This is a genomic window from Ulvibacter sp. MAR_2010_11 (assembly GCF_002813135.1).
Classification (GTDB): Bacteria; Bacteroidota; Bacteroidia; order Flavobacteriales; family Flavobacteriaceae; genus Altibacter.
The window spans coordinates 884,561-899,533 of record NZ_PHTY01000001.1; the positions used below are offsets into that span (position 1 = coordinate 884,561).

Genomic DNA, 14,973 nt, shown 5'->3' on the forward strand with positions numbered 1-14,973 from the left:
TTAATTTAAAAATCTACTCTTTTATTATCTGTGTGGTCCTCTGACCTGTTTCTCCTTGTATAATAAACAGATAGGGCGCACTGGCCAGTTCCGAGATATCGATGGTTTTCTCTGCTCCCATTCCTGCCAGGTTGATTGTTTTAATCAATCGTCCGGTTAGGTCGTAGATGGCCACATCTTTCAGTTCCACACTATTCGGATTGCTTAGCATCACATAGTCCGTTGCCGGGTTAGGATACAATACAATACTGGAGATATCAACATTATCGTCAATTCCTAAAGTAGTATCTACCGTTAGCTCGAAGGTACAAGTGGCAATGTTACCATACTCATCTTCGGCGGTGATGGTTACTGTATAAGTACCATCCGGCAATAAGGTTCCTGCTGCAGGATCCTGGGTGGTAATTACCACAGGATCTGTACAGTTATCGGTAGCCGTTGCTTCACCAATGGCAAAGTAATCCGGCACTTCATAGAACAAGTTTCCTGCTCCGGGATCTACGGTTTGATCGGCAGGACAGGTAAGCTCAGGAGCCAACAGGTCTACTACGGTCACTGCCGCGGTACATGTACTGAGGTTTCCGTTTACATCCTGGCTAAACACCTGAACGGTAACCGGAGTCCCTATATCACTACAATCGAACTCAAAGATATCTACAGCCGTGGTTAAAATACCACAGGCATCGTCGTTGGTGGCGATGACATCTTCAGGAACAATAGTTGCAGTTCCATCTGCTCCCAGTTCTAGGGTGATGTCCATACAAACAAGATCGGGAGAGGTATTGTCTTCTACCGTAACAATTGCGGTACAGGTAGAAACATTTCCATTGACATCGGTTACTGTTAAGACCACAGGATTGTCTCCCACATCACTACAGTCGAAGGTATCTATATCCAGATCGTAGGATGCAATACCACAGGCATCGGTAGAGGCTCCGCCAATATCACTACCTAAGATAGTAACTGTTCCTGTTGGGTCTAATTGCACGGTAATGTCCATACAAACAGCCACAGGAGGCGTTACATCTTCCACTGTTACAATGGCGGTACAAGAGGATACATTTCCGTTAACATCGGTTACAGTAAGTACCACAGGATTGTCTCCCACATCACTACAGTCGAAGGTATCTACATCGATGGTCATCGAAGCAATACCACAATTATCGGTTGAACCACCGTCCACATCGGCTGGAGTAATGGATGCATCTCCAAATTCATCTAACTGAATGGTGATGTCCATACACACAGCCATGGCCGGTTCGTTGTCGGTTACCGTAATGGTAAAGCTACACGTAGCAGTATTTCCATTCACATCGGTGGCAGTATACTCAATGGTAGAAACTCCCACAGGGAACTGACTTCCACTTGGATCACCCATTGTTTGTACAATAGATGCAATTCCACAGGCATCTGTAGCAATGGCATCCGGGAAGGTAATAATAGCGTAGCATTGTCCCGGATTGGTATTCACCGCCACATCGGCGGGACACGCAATAACCGGAGGTACATTGTCTTCCACGGTAACTACCGCCACACAAGTACTTACGTTTCCGTTATTATCGGTTACGGTAAGAGTCACGTTGTTCGGACCCACATGACTACAGTCGAAATCGGTTTGTGAAGCAGAGAGAGAAGCGATACCACAGGCATCGGTACTTCCGCCGTCAATATCGGCAGCTACAATACTTGCATTCCCTGTTGCGTCCAGCTGAATGGTAATATCCATACACACAGCATCCGGAGGCACGTTATCTTCAACAGTAACTATTGCCACACAGGTACTCGTGTTTCCGTTATTATCGGTTACGGTAAGAGTCACGTTATTGGGACCCACATGACTACAGTCGAAATCGGTTTGTGAAGCCGAAAGAGAAGCGATACCACAGGCATCTGTACTGCCACCATCAATATCGGCAGCTACAATACTTGCATTCCCTGTTGCGTCCAGCTGAATGGTAATATCCATACACACAGCATCCGGAGGCACGTTGTCTTCAACAGTAACTGTAGTTGAACAAGTTGATACATTTCCGTTTACATCGGTCACAGTTAAGGTGACAGTATTCGGTCCAACATCCGCACAGGTGAAGCTGCTTGGGGAAACACTTAGCGAAGCAATGCCACAGGCATCGGTACTCCCGTTTTCAATATCCCCAACGGCTATACTGGCATCTCCGTTGGCGTCCAGCTGAATGGTGAAAGGAGCAGTACAACGAGCTACAGGAGGGACATTATCTTCCACCGTTACAATGGTCGTACAGGTTGAAGTATTACCGTTTACATCGCTCACTGTTAGAGTAATAGTGTTTGGACCTACGTCTGCACAGGTGAAAGCTGTTTTGTCTATCGAGGTGCTCGCTATTCCACAGGCATCATTACTTCCGTTATCAATATCTGCAACAGCAATTTGTGCATCTCCATTGGCATCCAACTGAATAGTAAAAGGAGCAGCACAGTTAGCCTCAGGAGGTATATTATCTTCGACCGTTACAACGGCTGTACAAGTGGAGCTATTTCCGTTGTTGTCTGTTACTGTTAAGGTTACCGTATTTGCCCCAATATTACTACAATCAAAGGTAGACGGTGATACTGAAAGGGAAGCGATTCCGCAGGGATCGTTACTACCATCGTCAATATCACTGCCGGTAATAGTAGCATTTCCGAAGTCATCCAAATGTACTGTAATATCCTTGCAACTAGCAGTAGGAGGGGTATTGTCAACCACTGTGACAATTTGCGTGCAGGTAAACGTATTATCAAAAGTGGTAATGTTCCATATTACGGTATTATCACCTAATTGGTAATTTATAGGTGCCGAAGAAGTTGCGGTGTATGGATGACAACTAGTGACTGTGGGTTCCGGTAGTGTAACATTTGTTGCAATGCAAGAATTGGGATCCACATTTACCGTTATATCCGGTGGACAAACAACCGAAGATGATCCACAAATGACTTCTAAGGCGATATGACCTGAATTTAATTGAATGTTCCAATCGAGATAAGACGGAAGTGAAGGTAGATCAAACCCATACGTGTGTCCAGTATACCCTTGATGTCCAATAATTATAAATGAATCTCCAACTTGAGGGACAAAACCATTAATCAATTCAACTTCAACTCTTAAATTTTGCGTCACGTTATCATCGATTATTAAATAATCATTATTCGATGTGTTTCGAATTTCCAACTTAATTATTCCAAGAACACTGCCGGGATTAGGCCCGATCCTATAAGTGCCTATAGAGTTGGATGGCCCGGCTCCAGGTGAAATAGTGCCATCGCCGCCAAATTCACCGTCTATTGTCGCATTATTAATTTGATTAATTCCATAGATCAATCCTGGGTTTCTTAATAATACGCTAGACGCAATAGAGCCGTTGTCAACTAAGGTTCCATTATTAAGAAAATTATTCGATCCGGTTATATGGGCGCTTGTATTGTTATAAAAAATATTATTATTCTCAAAATCTACGTAGTATTTGTTTAAAAAAAGGTTTCCCCCGGCTTGATTGATAAAGGAACCATCGTTCTTTATTCTAAAACTTGATGGGCCATTTTCAAAAACACCTCTGTTGTGTACAGAACCGCCGGGCCGATTTTCAAAAGAAGCTCTATTCTCAAACGTTGCACCTGCAAAATTCCTGAATCGCCTATTATTAATAATATACCCCTCATTTAGGGATCTTTCATGGTTGTGTATATTACCATTATTTATTAAAGTTGAATTTGACCATTTGTTAAGAACCCCTCTGTTGGTGATATACCCATATTCGTGATTTGTGAAGGCCATTAGACTTACCCTCGCGTAAGTGATTCCACTATTATTAATATTAATATAACCATTGTTGGTTCCCGCAATATAGGATACATGACCGGGATCGTTGGGATGAATATTAAGCGTGCCCGTTCTTTCTACATGCATCTTTGAGCCGGAATTGGTACGAATTATCGAATTATGAACGTTCATTGTGCCCCCGGGTCTTATTATAACACTCGCACTAGCTCCATTTACAATAAAAAGGCTATACCCGTTTTCCTCTGTAACGTTAAAAGTAGCCCCGTGGCCTACAATAAGAGTTCCTCTAATTCCTAAACCATAGGATGAAACAGTCTGATTTTCCAGTAAAACGGTATCACCTGCGGCAATTGACGTTCCCGGATAACTTGGCGACCAATTGCCTTGCGCGGTCCAATGACCATTGCCATTGTAGGTATATGTTGTCTGTGCACCTACAGACATAGCAATGAAGAGCGAAACAATCGTTAAAATTAAATAATAATTTTTCATATATCGTTTGATTATCATTAGATATAAATATACCGGTCTAGAGTATACCAGGATATACGTATTACATGTGCATTATTACGCAGGGGTACGTAGTATCAACTTATAAAAACTCGGATGTGATTTCTACAAGGAAAGAATGAGTTCCTTATTTTCGGTTGTCCATATGGTAAGTGCATCACCACTGGCGGGAAGTCCCAATTTGGAAATAATATTAGCGCGATGTTTTTGCACGGTTCGCAATGAAATGGAGAGTAATTGTGATATTTCTTTCGATGTTTTTTCCTGTGCCACCATTCTTACAATAGTTCTTTCTGAAGGAGAAAGGAATTTTATTTTCTTCAATTCGGGTGTGACTTCAGTTTTAAAAATCGTATCGAAAGTTATGCTGAAATAGGTTTCATCTTTTAACAGTGCCCGAATGCAATTGTTGAGTTCTGAAAAAGGCTCGTCTTTTAATATATATCCCGAAATATTCAACTTTTTCGCTCGTACCACATATCCTCTTTCTTTATGAGATGTAAGAATAATGAATTTTGTAGCTACATTTTTTTCATTGGCCTTTTGTATTACTTCAAAGCCGGATAACAACGGCATTTCGATATCCAAAATAGCAATGTCCGGCCGTAATTCTAATATGCTATTTAACGCCAAGGCACCATTAGGAGCACCTTCCAACAAGGTATATCCCGCCGTGTCCAGTTCGTCCATAAGTCCCTTCAATAAGATAGGGTGATCGTCTGCTACTAAAATAGTTGTGTTTTTTGTCATTTTTCTGTTGGGATTTTTGCTGTTATTCGGGTACCTGAGCCCGCCCTGCTATCAATACTTAATACACCCCTCAACATTTTTATACGCTCCGCCATGGATTTTAGCCCAAAGCTTTTATTCAATAGCCTGTCTGAAGCTACAAAACCCTTGCCATTATCGTTTATATGAATAAAAACAGTACGCTCTTTCCTGAGCACTTTTATCACAACTGTTTTTGCCTCGGAATGTTTAATAACATTGGTGAGAGACTCCTGAATGAATCGATAAATATGCAGCGTTGCCGTTTCGTCGAAATGCATGTCTATTACATCTATTTCGGAAGAAAAAAACATTTCACTCTGTTCATCCATCGTGTATACAAGTTGTTCTATACTTTCCGAAAGTCCGAGTTGTTTTAATGTGGTGGGAAACAAACCTCTTGAAATTCCCCTTACCTCCTCCAAGGCATTGTGGGTTAAATGCGTTATTTCAGGCAGCTGTGAATTTTGAGCCTTCTTTTTTATTAATGTCAATTGTTGCCCCACACTATCGTGAAGTTCTTTGGCAATTCGGGTTCTTTCAACCTCCTGGGATCGCATCATTTCATGCGAAAATTGTTCCTGTAGCTTTTTTCGAACTATGGCTTGTTTTAAAAAATACAACAATAAAAGTGCGATCGCAAACGTCACTATAAGATAGAACCACCAGGTTTTGTAGAAAAAGTCTTTCGAATGAATCTGCAATATCATGGGTACTCCAATTCGGTTTCCCGAAAAATCCTTTGCCACTAACTCAAGCCTGTATTTTCCCGCCGCCAGATTGGGAAACCGAATGCTCTGTTTTTGCTTCAAATCTATCCAGTCTTCTTCCCCCAGTCTATAACTAAAGCTGTTCTTACTGTCCTGTGTATTGTGAGTAAGAGAAAAATCGATTTCCATCTCCTTGTGTTCTGAAGGCAAAACAATGGTCTTTAAGCTGTCCAGGACATTCCTGTCAAAAACATTTGTAATTCGTCCTTCCGACTCACTATAACTCCTTAATTTCAATAATACCAGCCGGGAATTATTCGAAAGAGAGGTTAAATCTGAGGGTTTAAAAAAATTGAGCCCTTTTATAGTTCCCACAAAAAGTCCGTCATTGGTTTTTAATGCACTGTAACGATTTGCCTCGTTGTTACTAAAGCCGTCTTTATCTGAAAATCTGGTAACCGTCTCATTTTTTGGATCGAAGGAAACAAATCCATTAAAGGTATTGATATACCAATTGTCCTCTTCGAAAAGAATGGTCGCAATCCCCGCTTGCAACGCGTCCCGATATACCGTTGTAAACATCCCGTCGTCGGGACTATATGAAAGTATATTTCCGGAACGGGTTCCTAATAAAAAGCCATAATCGGGGTGATAATCTACCATGAGCATAAATGCATCCTCCCCAACCTTCGAAGCATCGTAAAAGGCAGTTTCCTTGGTCTTTAGATGATAGGTGAGAACTCCTTTGTCTGTAGCTCCAACCAACAGGTTGTCGTTTATTTCAATATCATAAACAAACAACGAATCGGTCGCTACCAACTTCTCGTGTTTTTTTGTTTTTGTATTAAAACTCATTAAATTATATCCCACAGTACCATAGACAATAGTAGTATCATTGGGTTTTTCCATACAAATTACCGGAAAGTGTCTATAGGCTAATACTTCATTGGTAAGTTTGTTAATCTCTAAGATGTTGCCTTTGGAATTACTCCAGATAATCTCATCTTCTACAATGATATTTCGGGATGAATAGGGTTTAAGTGGTTTTCCGTTTTCAATTAAATTGTACGGTGCAATTTCGTTGGTTGCTTTGTCTAAATAATACCAGCCGTCTGTCTCCGTGGCAATTAGAAATGTGGAGTCTTTTACCGAAGCGATCGTTCGGATACTTTTTGTTGGTAAATAGTTAATTACCTTACTAGATGGAAATCTGTAATAGTGCAGTTCCTTGTTGGTTGTACCCACCCAAAGATGTTCATTTACATTTTTAGATTCCAATTCGAAACCCGAGGTTTCATCAAATATATCATCCCTGAATAATTCCTGAAAACCATTTGTTGCGTCAAACGACCGAATTACCAAATCGTTTCCTTCTCTACTGCAAATTATTTCATTGGACAGCGAATCAACCACAAATTTATTATTCGGTCCCGGAAGTGAATTTCCCCTTAGTGAAGTGATATCGATTTTATCCTCATCGATTTTGTGAAGTAAATTGCTTTGATTCATAAAAGTATAATAGGCACCTCCTTTCTGAAAGGCTTCGGTAATCCAAAATTTATTCATATTGGCAATACGATCTCTGGAGAAGGACGCGACCGAGTATTGTTTCAGTTTGTTTCCTTCCCAATCCATCGCTATTAATGGGAAGTTATCATCTCCAATAAGGATGAATTTTTCAAAGGGTATAAATTGAGTAGAATTGTCCAAGAGGTATTTACCATCCTTAAACTCAAATGAAAAAAGCGGAATCAATTCTAGATTCGACTTGAGAACATTCAAGGTAATTTCCCGGTCTTTTTGAGTTAAAATATAATCCTTGTTGTTGTAGGAAAAGACTTTTGATATGGCTTCTGCCAGAAATTTATTGTTCCCCAATTTTATTTTTGTGAAAACCATAGAAAGCGGATCGAACAACATTAAAGCTTGTTCTTGTCCGTTGGCGAGTATATAAAACTTCCCGTCCTTTCTTTGATAAACTTGCCCTACCGACAGTAGTTTCTTTTCAAAATAGGGTAACGGTATGGTATGAAAAGTTTGTCCGTCAAAACGCTGCAGTGAAAGTTTTTTATCACTTAGAATAATGGTTCGAATGTCCAACGTCTCTCCTCCTAGCCATAAAAAACCACTATGGTCAAAGGCCATGTCGTGAATTACGTCCAGCTCCAAACCATCCTGAGCCGTAAAAACTTTGTGATAAATACGTTCAGTTTGAGCAAAGGAAAACTTACAGATGCATAGAAGAAGGTAAAGTGATATGCGCTTACATTGAGGGATAGGACGAGGATTTTACAATTTGCTTCTTTTTGAAAGATACATAATTTTACGAAATATAGACAGCTGCAAACAGCTAATATAATTTGCTGAATTTTCAAAAAAAAGAAGACCTGAAAAATAGGAAAACCCCCTTTTGAATTCACAAAAGAGGGTTTCACATATGGTTAGTTAGCTCCTTTTTACTCCTCAATAATTAGGCTGCTATTATAGCGTAAATATAAGGATAATTTTGCTTTTTTTAAATACGTACTTACACTTAAATACTACGTAGGAACACGTATTTTTATAAACCTCCATTATAAATCCAATACAATATTTTTATTTGTCAAAGCCCAGCTTATCAAGGAGTTAGACGAATTATCTATATGTAACTTAGCAATAATATTACTTCGATGCTTTTCTACAGTGCGAGCCGAAACGTTAAGAGTCTCGGCAATTTCTCCCGTTGTGATTTGCCTCGCTATTAATTTTAGAATTGTTATTTCTGAAGGTGTTAATTGCTTCAGTTTTCGCAATTCTTCCGAAGCATTTTGAAGCGAAAAAGCATCGAACGATTTGCTAAAATATTCATCTCCATTTAAGACGGCTATTATACAATCCTCAATTTCAGAAAAGGAATCCTCTTTTAACAAATACCCGTTAATTGAGAGTGCTTTGGCCTGTGCCACATATTCAGATTCCTTGTGAAAAGAGAGTACAATAAATTTTGTTTTAGAGCCTTTTTCCTTGGCCGTTTTTATCACTTCAAAACCGGTTAATAACGGCATGTCGATATCCAATAAGGCAACTCTTGGTTTGTGTGTTAAAATCTGTTCCAATGCTTCCATTCCGTTTACTGCCGTTCCCAAAATGGTATAATTGTTGGCTTTAAACTCTTCAAAAAGACCTTTGAGCAACAACGGATGATCGTCGGCAATAATAAGAGATATACTTTGCTTTGAAATCATTTTAAACCGGAATTTCGATGGTGATTATTGTCCCCTTATTGTGCGAGGATTTTATTTCAATTTTGGAATGTATAATCTTGGCGCGTTCCAAAAGGGTTTTCATCCCTAAACTGGCTCCCGACTTAATTTTTTCGGAAAAAGAAAAGCCTTTTCCGTTATCGGAAATAACCGTGTTTAAATGTTTCCCATTTCTTTCAATACTAACGGAAGCTGCTTTGGCATCGGCATGTTTTACCATATTGTTTAACACCTCTTGAATTATCCTATAAAGATGTAACGAAGTATCCTTGCTTAGCAGGCTATCTATATCTTCAATTTCATTGGTAAAAAATATGTTGGTATTGGCGTCAACCTCATTAATCATAGCTTTAATGGCAGCGGTAACTCCCAGTCGCTCCAGCATGGCGGGATGTAAACCCCTTGATACACTCCGTAATTCCTCCAAGGTTATGTCGGCTAACGATTCCATTTCTGAATCTCCCTTTCCTCTTGTTTTCTTGGTTAGGAGCATGAGTTTTTGCCCAACACTGTCGTGTAACTCCCGGGCCAGGCGTGTACGTTCCTCTTCCTGTGTTTTTATAAGGTCTTGCGAAAAAGCTTCCTGAAGCAGTTGCCTCTTTCTCGCGGCATTTCGAGAGCGTATTAAAACCACTCCGCCAAATACTCCCAACAGTCCTATTCCGCCAAACAAAAGCCATTGGTTTTTAACTTTGTTACGGGCATCCAATAAGGCGATATCCTTTCGTTGCGTTTCAATTTTTGCATCCCGCTTTCCGGTTTCATACAATGTTTGGTAGTAGGAAAGTGCCTTTGCTTTTTGAACATTATTAATGGAATCCTTTATGGTAGCATAATTTTTAAAATGTAAAAAAGCCTCATCCTTTTTCCCCATTGCCTCATAAACTTCAGCCATAAATTTTTCACCTTCCTGAATCTCTTCATAATGAGTACCTTTTCTTTTTAAAGCCAGATGCTCCTTGCCGTATTGTAATGCTTTTACATAATCCCCTTTTGCAAATGCCAAATGTTTTAACGCGTCTATATAGGGTTCCCGGTTCCTTCCTAAAGTATTATTTTCCGGATTATTTTCAAGCTCCCTTAGATACTCATCAGCCTTCGAAATACTGTCTGTCTGTGCATAGGCAATCACCAGGCTCGACAACATGTTTGCTTCATAAAAATCGGGGTTTCCTGTTTTTCTGCTGGAAACGAGCGCCAGTTTCAAATTGGCAATCCGTTCTTTATTATGTCCTTGTTTTCGGTCATCGGTAGCAGCATTGTAATAGAATGAAACCAAATGTGCATAGCTTTTAATCTGAATGGCCAACGCAATTGCCTCATCACGCTCCGCCTTCGCTTCTTTAAAGAAATCGTTTTGTCCGTAGAGAATGGAGAGCGAATTTTTAGCACTTATAATATTGAAGGTGTCCTTCGCCTTTTGAAAAACAATACTCGCTTCCTGCAGCACTTGTGAAGCTTCCGAAAAATCACCTAAAAAGCTCAAAGTTCCACCCTTGTATAATTTAGCCAACCCTACATATTTCTGATTTTTTGCTGCTACGGCATTGGTTTCGGCCAAATTGTAGTAGGCCACCGAAGTAATATGATCTTCCAAAAAATAAAAACTGTCCGCGCCTTCCAGATAAAACTTGGCAAGGGTGTTTGGGTTGTCCAAAGTCTTGGCACGATCCAGCATCTCGAGAAAAATCCGATTCCCTTCCTGTGGATTTCCTTTTATGTTATTAAAAAAATAAATCCGATTTGCAGTTTGCCAGGTCGCAATGTTAAGTGAATCCAATCGCAAGGCGTAATCCACGGTTTTTTTTACAATCGAATCGCTTTCAAAATTAGTCTCGTAGGCAATATAATTAGACAAACTGTCCAGCCAACGCAGTTTTTCTCCTTGTTGAGACTGTTCAATTTTTTGTTGTAGAGCCTCAATAATTTTTGCTGAAGTATCATCTTGCGCAAAAACCAAAGTATGGATAAGAAACGTAAAAAAAAGTAAGCTTACTTTCATTGAGGATATTAGTTCTTCCCGTAAATATAACTATTTTAGCTTTCCTATTATGGCTAAAACGAAGACCACTTTTTTCTGTCAGAATTGCGGGGCACAATTTGCAAAATGGCAAGGGCAATGTACCTCTTGTAAGGAATGGAATACCATTGCGGAAGAAGTTATTCAAAAAGCTGAAAAAGTAGCCTGGAAATCGGATACCTCCTCTACCCGACGCGTCTCAAAACCACAAAAAATCTCCGAAATATCGGGTCAATCTGAAGCGCGATTGCATACCCAAAACAATGAACTTAACAGAGTTTTGGGTGGCGGATTGGTTCCCGGATCTCTTACCCTATTGGGAGGGGAACCGGGCATTGGCAAAAGCACACTCATGCTTCAAATTGCGTTGCAGTTACCCTATAAAACCCTGTATGTCTCGGGCGAAGAAAGTGCGCAACAAATTAAAATGCGAGCAGAACGTATTTATCCCGATGCTTCCAATTGTTATATTTTAACCGAAACGAATACGCAACATATATTCAGGCAAATTGAAGAAATAGAACCCGACATTGTCGTTATCGATTCCATTCAAACACTGCATACCGATGTTATTGAAAGCAGCGCTGGAAGTATTTCGCAAATTCGCGAAACCACAACCGAACTCATCAAATTTGCCAAAGAAACGGCAACGCCGGTAATTCTAATTGGTCATATTACCAAGGACGGAAACATTGCCGGACCTAAAGTGCTCGAGCATATGGTCGATACCGTGCTTCAGTTTGAAGGCGATCGCAATCATATATATCGAATACTTCGGGCAAACAAAAATAGATTTGGCAGTACCAATGAATTAGGAATTTACGAAATGCAAGGCAGCGGATTGCGCGAAGTTTCCAACCCTTCCGAAATATTAATTTCAAAAAACGAAGAAGAACTAAGCGGCACCGCCATTTCAGCAACACTGGAAGGAATGCGCCCGCTGATGATCGAAATTCAGGCGCTGGTTAGTTCGGCAGTGTACGGTACCCCACAACGCAGCGCAACAGGTTACAATGCAAAACGCCTCAATATGATTCTGGCAGTTTTGGAAAAACGCGCCGGATTTAAACTGGGAGCCAAAGATGTTTTCCTGAATATAACAGGAGGTATCACAGTAGACGACCCGGCCATCGATTTGGCAGTGGTAGCAGCCGTATTGTCTTCGAACATAGATGTTGCCATCGATAAGACCATGTGTTTCGCAGCCGAAATTGGATTGGCGGGAGAAGTGCGTCCGGTCCCACGCATCGATCAACGAATTCTGGAAGCAGAAAAGCTGGGTTTCACCACAATTGTGATTTCGAAATACAGTAAAGTTGAACGAAAAGATTACAGCATCGGCATCGTAAAAGTTGCCAAAGTGCACGACATTGTACATCACCTGTTTGGTTAGGTGTCTTACCCCAAACACTCCATTTAACACTTCTTTGGGCTTCAAATAGAGATTGAGCAAGTATCTTTAAGTACTGCTAAACTTCTAACCATGTCCATATTCAAAAAAGTAAAACAAACTATTTCATTATTGCGAAGTGTAGATCTTGATGCTCTGGGTAAAATTTCAGAAAAAATAGACCTTCCTAAAGTGATGGCGTCATTAAACGAGTTGGATGATCGTCAGCTGCAAGGCCTGATGAAAATGTTGAATAGCAAAGCGAAAAAAGGGCAACACAAACTCCCTCCAATAGATGGCGATTTTTACGATTTAAGTCTGAAACTTACTCCCCATCAACGTGAAATTCAGTTAAAGGTGCGGAATTTTATGGAGGATGAAATAAAACCCATCGCCAACGAATATTGGAATAAAGCCGAATTCCCCCATCATATTATTCCTAAAATGGCCGAGCTCAATATTTGTGGTATGGCCTACGAGGGGTATGGATGTCCCAACGAAACCTTTTTAATGGAAGGCATCATGGCAATGGAACTAGCCAGAGTTGACGTATCCATTTCTACCTTTTTCGGGGTGCATAGCGGTTTAGCAATGGGTTCGATCTACCTCTGCGGAAGTGAAGAACAAAAACAAGAATGGCTCCCAAAAATGCAGCGCATGGAGGTTATTGGAGCTTTCGGTCTCACCGAACCCGAAGTGGGGTCCGGCGTAGCAGGTGGTTTGGGAACCACCTGTAGAAAAGAAGGAGATAGCTGGGTGCTCAACGGACAAAAAAAATGGATTGGAAACGCAACTTTTAGTGATGTGACTGTAATTTGGGCACGAGATGAAGAGAGCAACAATGTAAAAGGCTTTTTGGTTCGCAAAGGAAATCCCGGTTTCAAAGCCGAAAAAATGGAAAACAAAATGGCGTTGCGAACCGTGCAAAATGCCCTGATCACAATGGAAGATTGCAAAGTGCCCGAAAGTGATCGCCTTCAAAAATGCGACAGTTTTAAAGACACTGCCAAAGTCCTTAAAATGACTCGTGCAGCGGTTGCCTGGCAGGCTGTAGGATGTGCAAGAGGTGCATACGAAAGCGCCTTAAAATACACCAAGAAAAGAGAGCAGTTTGGGCGACCCATTGCGAGTTTTCAGCTTATTCAGAATCATTTGGTCGAAATGGTTGCCAATCTCACGGCCATGCAAACCATGTGTTTCCGGCTCTCCGAATTACAGGATGCCGATTTGTTAACTGATGAGCACGCGTCTCTCGCCAAGGTGTTTTGCAGTATGCGCACCCGCGATGTTGTGAGTAGAGCTCGTGAAGTCATGGGAGGAAACGGGATTCTACTGGAATATGATGTCGCCAGATTTGTTGCCGATGCCGAAGCTATTTACAGTTATGAAGGCACCAAGGAAATCAACTCTCTCATTGTTGGCAGGGCAATTACCGGATACAGTGCTTTTGTAAATTAGGATTTCTTACGGTGCCGGATTTGGAATTTCACTATGAACCGCATTGATCTCCTTTAAAATTTCTTCGGAAAGGGTCACGTGTACACTTTCAATATTCTCTGAAAGTTGATCTAAAGTAGTGGCTCCAATAATGGTTGAAGTCACAAACGGTTGCTGTCTTACAAAGGCCAACGCCATCTGAGGTAGACTAAGGTTGTGTTTTTTGGCTATCTCGTAGTATTTTGATGTTGCTTCAAAAGAAGCCTTTCCCTGGTATCTTGAATAGTTTGGGAATAACGTAACCCGTGCATTTTCAGGTTTTGCACCGTTGAGATACTTTCCGGACAATTGCCCGAAAGCCAGCGGAGAATAAGGTAAATAGCCTATGTTTTCTCTTAGCAATACTTCTGAAAGACCTGCTTCATCTCTTCTGTTTAAGAGATTATACGAATTCTGTACGGAAATCATTTTGGTTTTACCCTTTCGAGCCTCTTCCATATACCGCATCACACCCCATGGGGTTTCGTTGGACAAACCAATATGTCGAATCTTTCCTTGCCTTACAAAATCTTCCAGCCTGTCAATAACTTCAGCAATATTATCTTCCCATTTTCCATTGTGTTTGTACTCCCTAGTACCAAAAATGTTCACCCCTCTTTCCGGCCAATGTAATTGATACAGATCCAGGTAATCGGTTTGTAGACGTTCTAAACTTTTATGAATAGCATCGGTCAGCGCCTCCTTACTGAAGTCGAGATTTTTGCGAATATGCTCAAAAAAGCGATTGGGTCCCGTAATTTTTGAGGTTAAAATTATCTTGTCTCTATTTCCGGTTTTTGCAAGCCAGCTTCCAATAATACGCTCTGTGCTGCCCTGTGTCTTCGGATTTCCGGGAACCGAATACATCTCGGCGGTATCTACAAAATTAATTCCTTTTTCGAGTGCGAGATCCAACTGTGCATGTCCTTCGGCTTCAGAATTTTGCTGTCCCCAGGTCATGGTGCCGAGGCATATCTTACTAACTTCAAGGGTGGTATTGGGTAATTGTGTGTATTTCATAAATTGCTTTTAAGCTTATGTAGTTGTCTATTTAAACTTGT

8 protein-coding genes are annotated in these 14,973 nt (G+C 40.7%); 2 read left to right on the forward strand and 6 right to left on the reverse strand.

Annotated elements, in window-relative coordinates:
• Positions 1-13: 13 nt before the first annotated feature.
• The 5 genes from ATE92_RS04260 to ATE92_RS04280 all read right to left on the reverse strand — a co-directional run bounded on the left by ATE92_RS04260 (position 14) and on the right by ATE92_RS04280 (position 11,028).
• Positions 14-4,288 carry an HYR domain-containing protein gene (locus ATE92_RS04260; protein ID WP_198515596.1) on the reverse strand — a complete coding sequence of 1,425 codons (4,275 nt, stop codon included), beginning with the start codon at positions 4,286-4,288 and terminating at the stop codon, positions 14-16.
• Between the two features lie 123 nt (positions 4,289-4,411).
• Positions 4,412-5,056, reverse strand: a complete 645-nt coding sequence (locus ATE92_RS04265) for a response regulator transcription factor (protein ID WP_100802521.1) — start codon at positions 5,054-5,056, stop codon at positions 4,412-4,414.
• On the reverse strand, positions 5,053-7,953 hold the full coding sequence (locus tag ATE92_RS04270; RefSeq protein ID WP_100802522.1) for a histidine kinase: 2,901 nt from the start codon (positions 7,951-7,953) through the stop codon (positions 5,053-5,055). Before ATE92_RS04270 ends, ATE92_RS04265 begins: the two co-directional genes overlap by 4 nt.
• Before the next feature lie 404 nt (positions 7,954-8,357).
• Positions 8,358-9,008 (reverse strand): DNA-binding response regulator, encoded by a 651-nt coding sequence (locus tag ATE92_RS04275; protein ID WP_100802523.1) that lies wholly within the window; start codon positions 9,006-9,008, stop codon positions 8,358-8,360.
• 1 nt (position 9,009) lies between these two features.
• Positions 9,010-11,028 (reverse strand): sensor histidine kinase, encoded by a 2,019-nt coding sequence (locus ATE92_RS04280; protein WP_100802524.1) that lies wholly within the window; start codon positions 11,026-11,028, stop codon positions 9,010-9,012.
• Between the two features lie 49 nt (positions 11,029-11,077).
• Between ATE92_RS04280 and radA the strand changes: the two genes are divergently transcribed.
• Entirely contained in the window at positions 11,078-12,439 is a 1,362-nt protein-coding gene (gene radA, locus ATE92_RS04285; RefSeq protein WP_100802525.1) for a DNA repair protein RadA, read from the forward strand.
• A gap of 90 nt (positions 12,440-12,529) precedes the next feature.
• The gene (locus tag ATE92_RS04290) at positions 12,530-13,894 is read left to right on the forward strand and encodes an acyl-CoA dehydrogenase family protein (protein ID WP_100802526.1); all 1,365 of its coding nucleotides are present in this window, start codon (positions 12,530-12,532) and stop codon (positions 13,892-13,894) included.
• A gap of 6 nt (positions 13,895-13,900) precedes the next feature.
• On the opposite strand, the gene ATE92_RS04295 is transcribed toward ATE92_RS04290, so the two are convergent.
• Positions 13,901-14,932 (reverse strand): NADP(H)-dependent aldo-keto reductase, encoded by a 1,032-nt coding sequence (locus ATE92_RS04295; RefSeq protein ID WP_100802527.1) that lies wholly within the window; start codon positions 14,930-14,932, stop codon positions 13,901-13,903.
• Positions 14,933-14,973 lie beyond the last annotated feature (41 nt).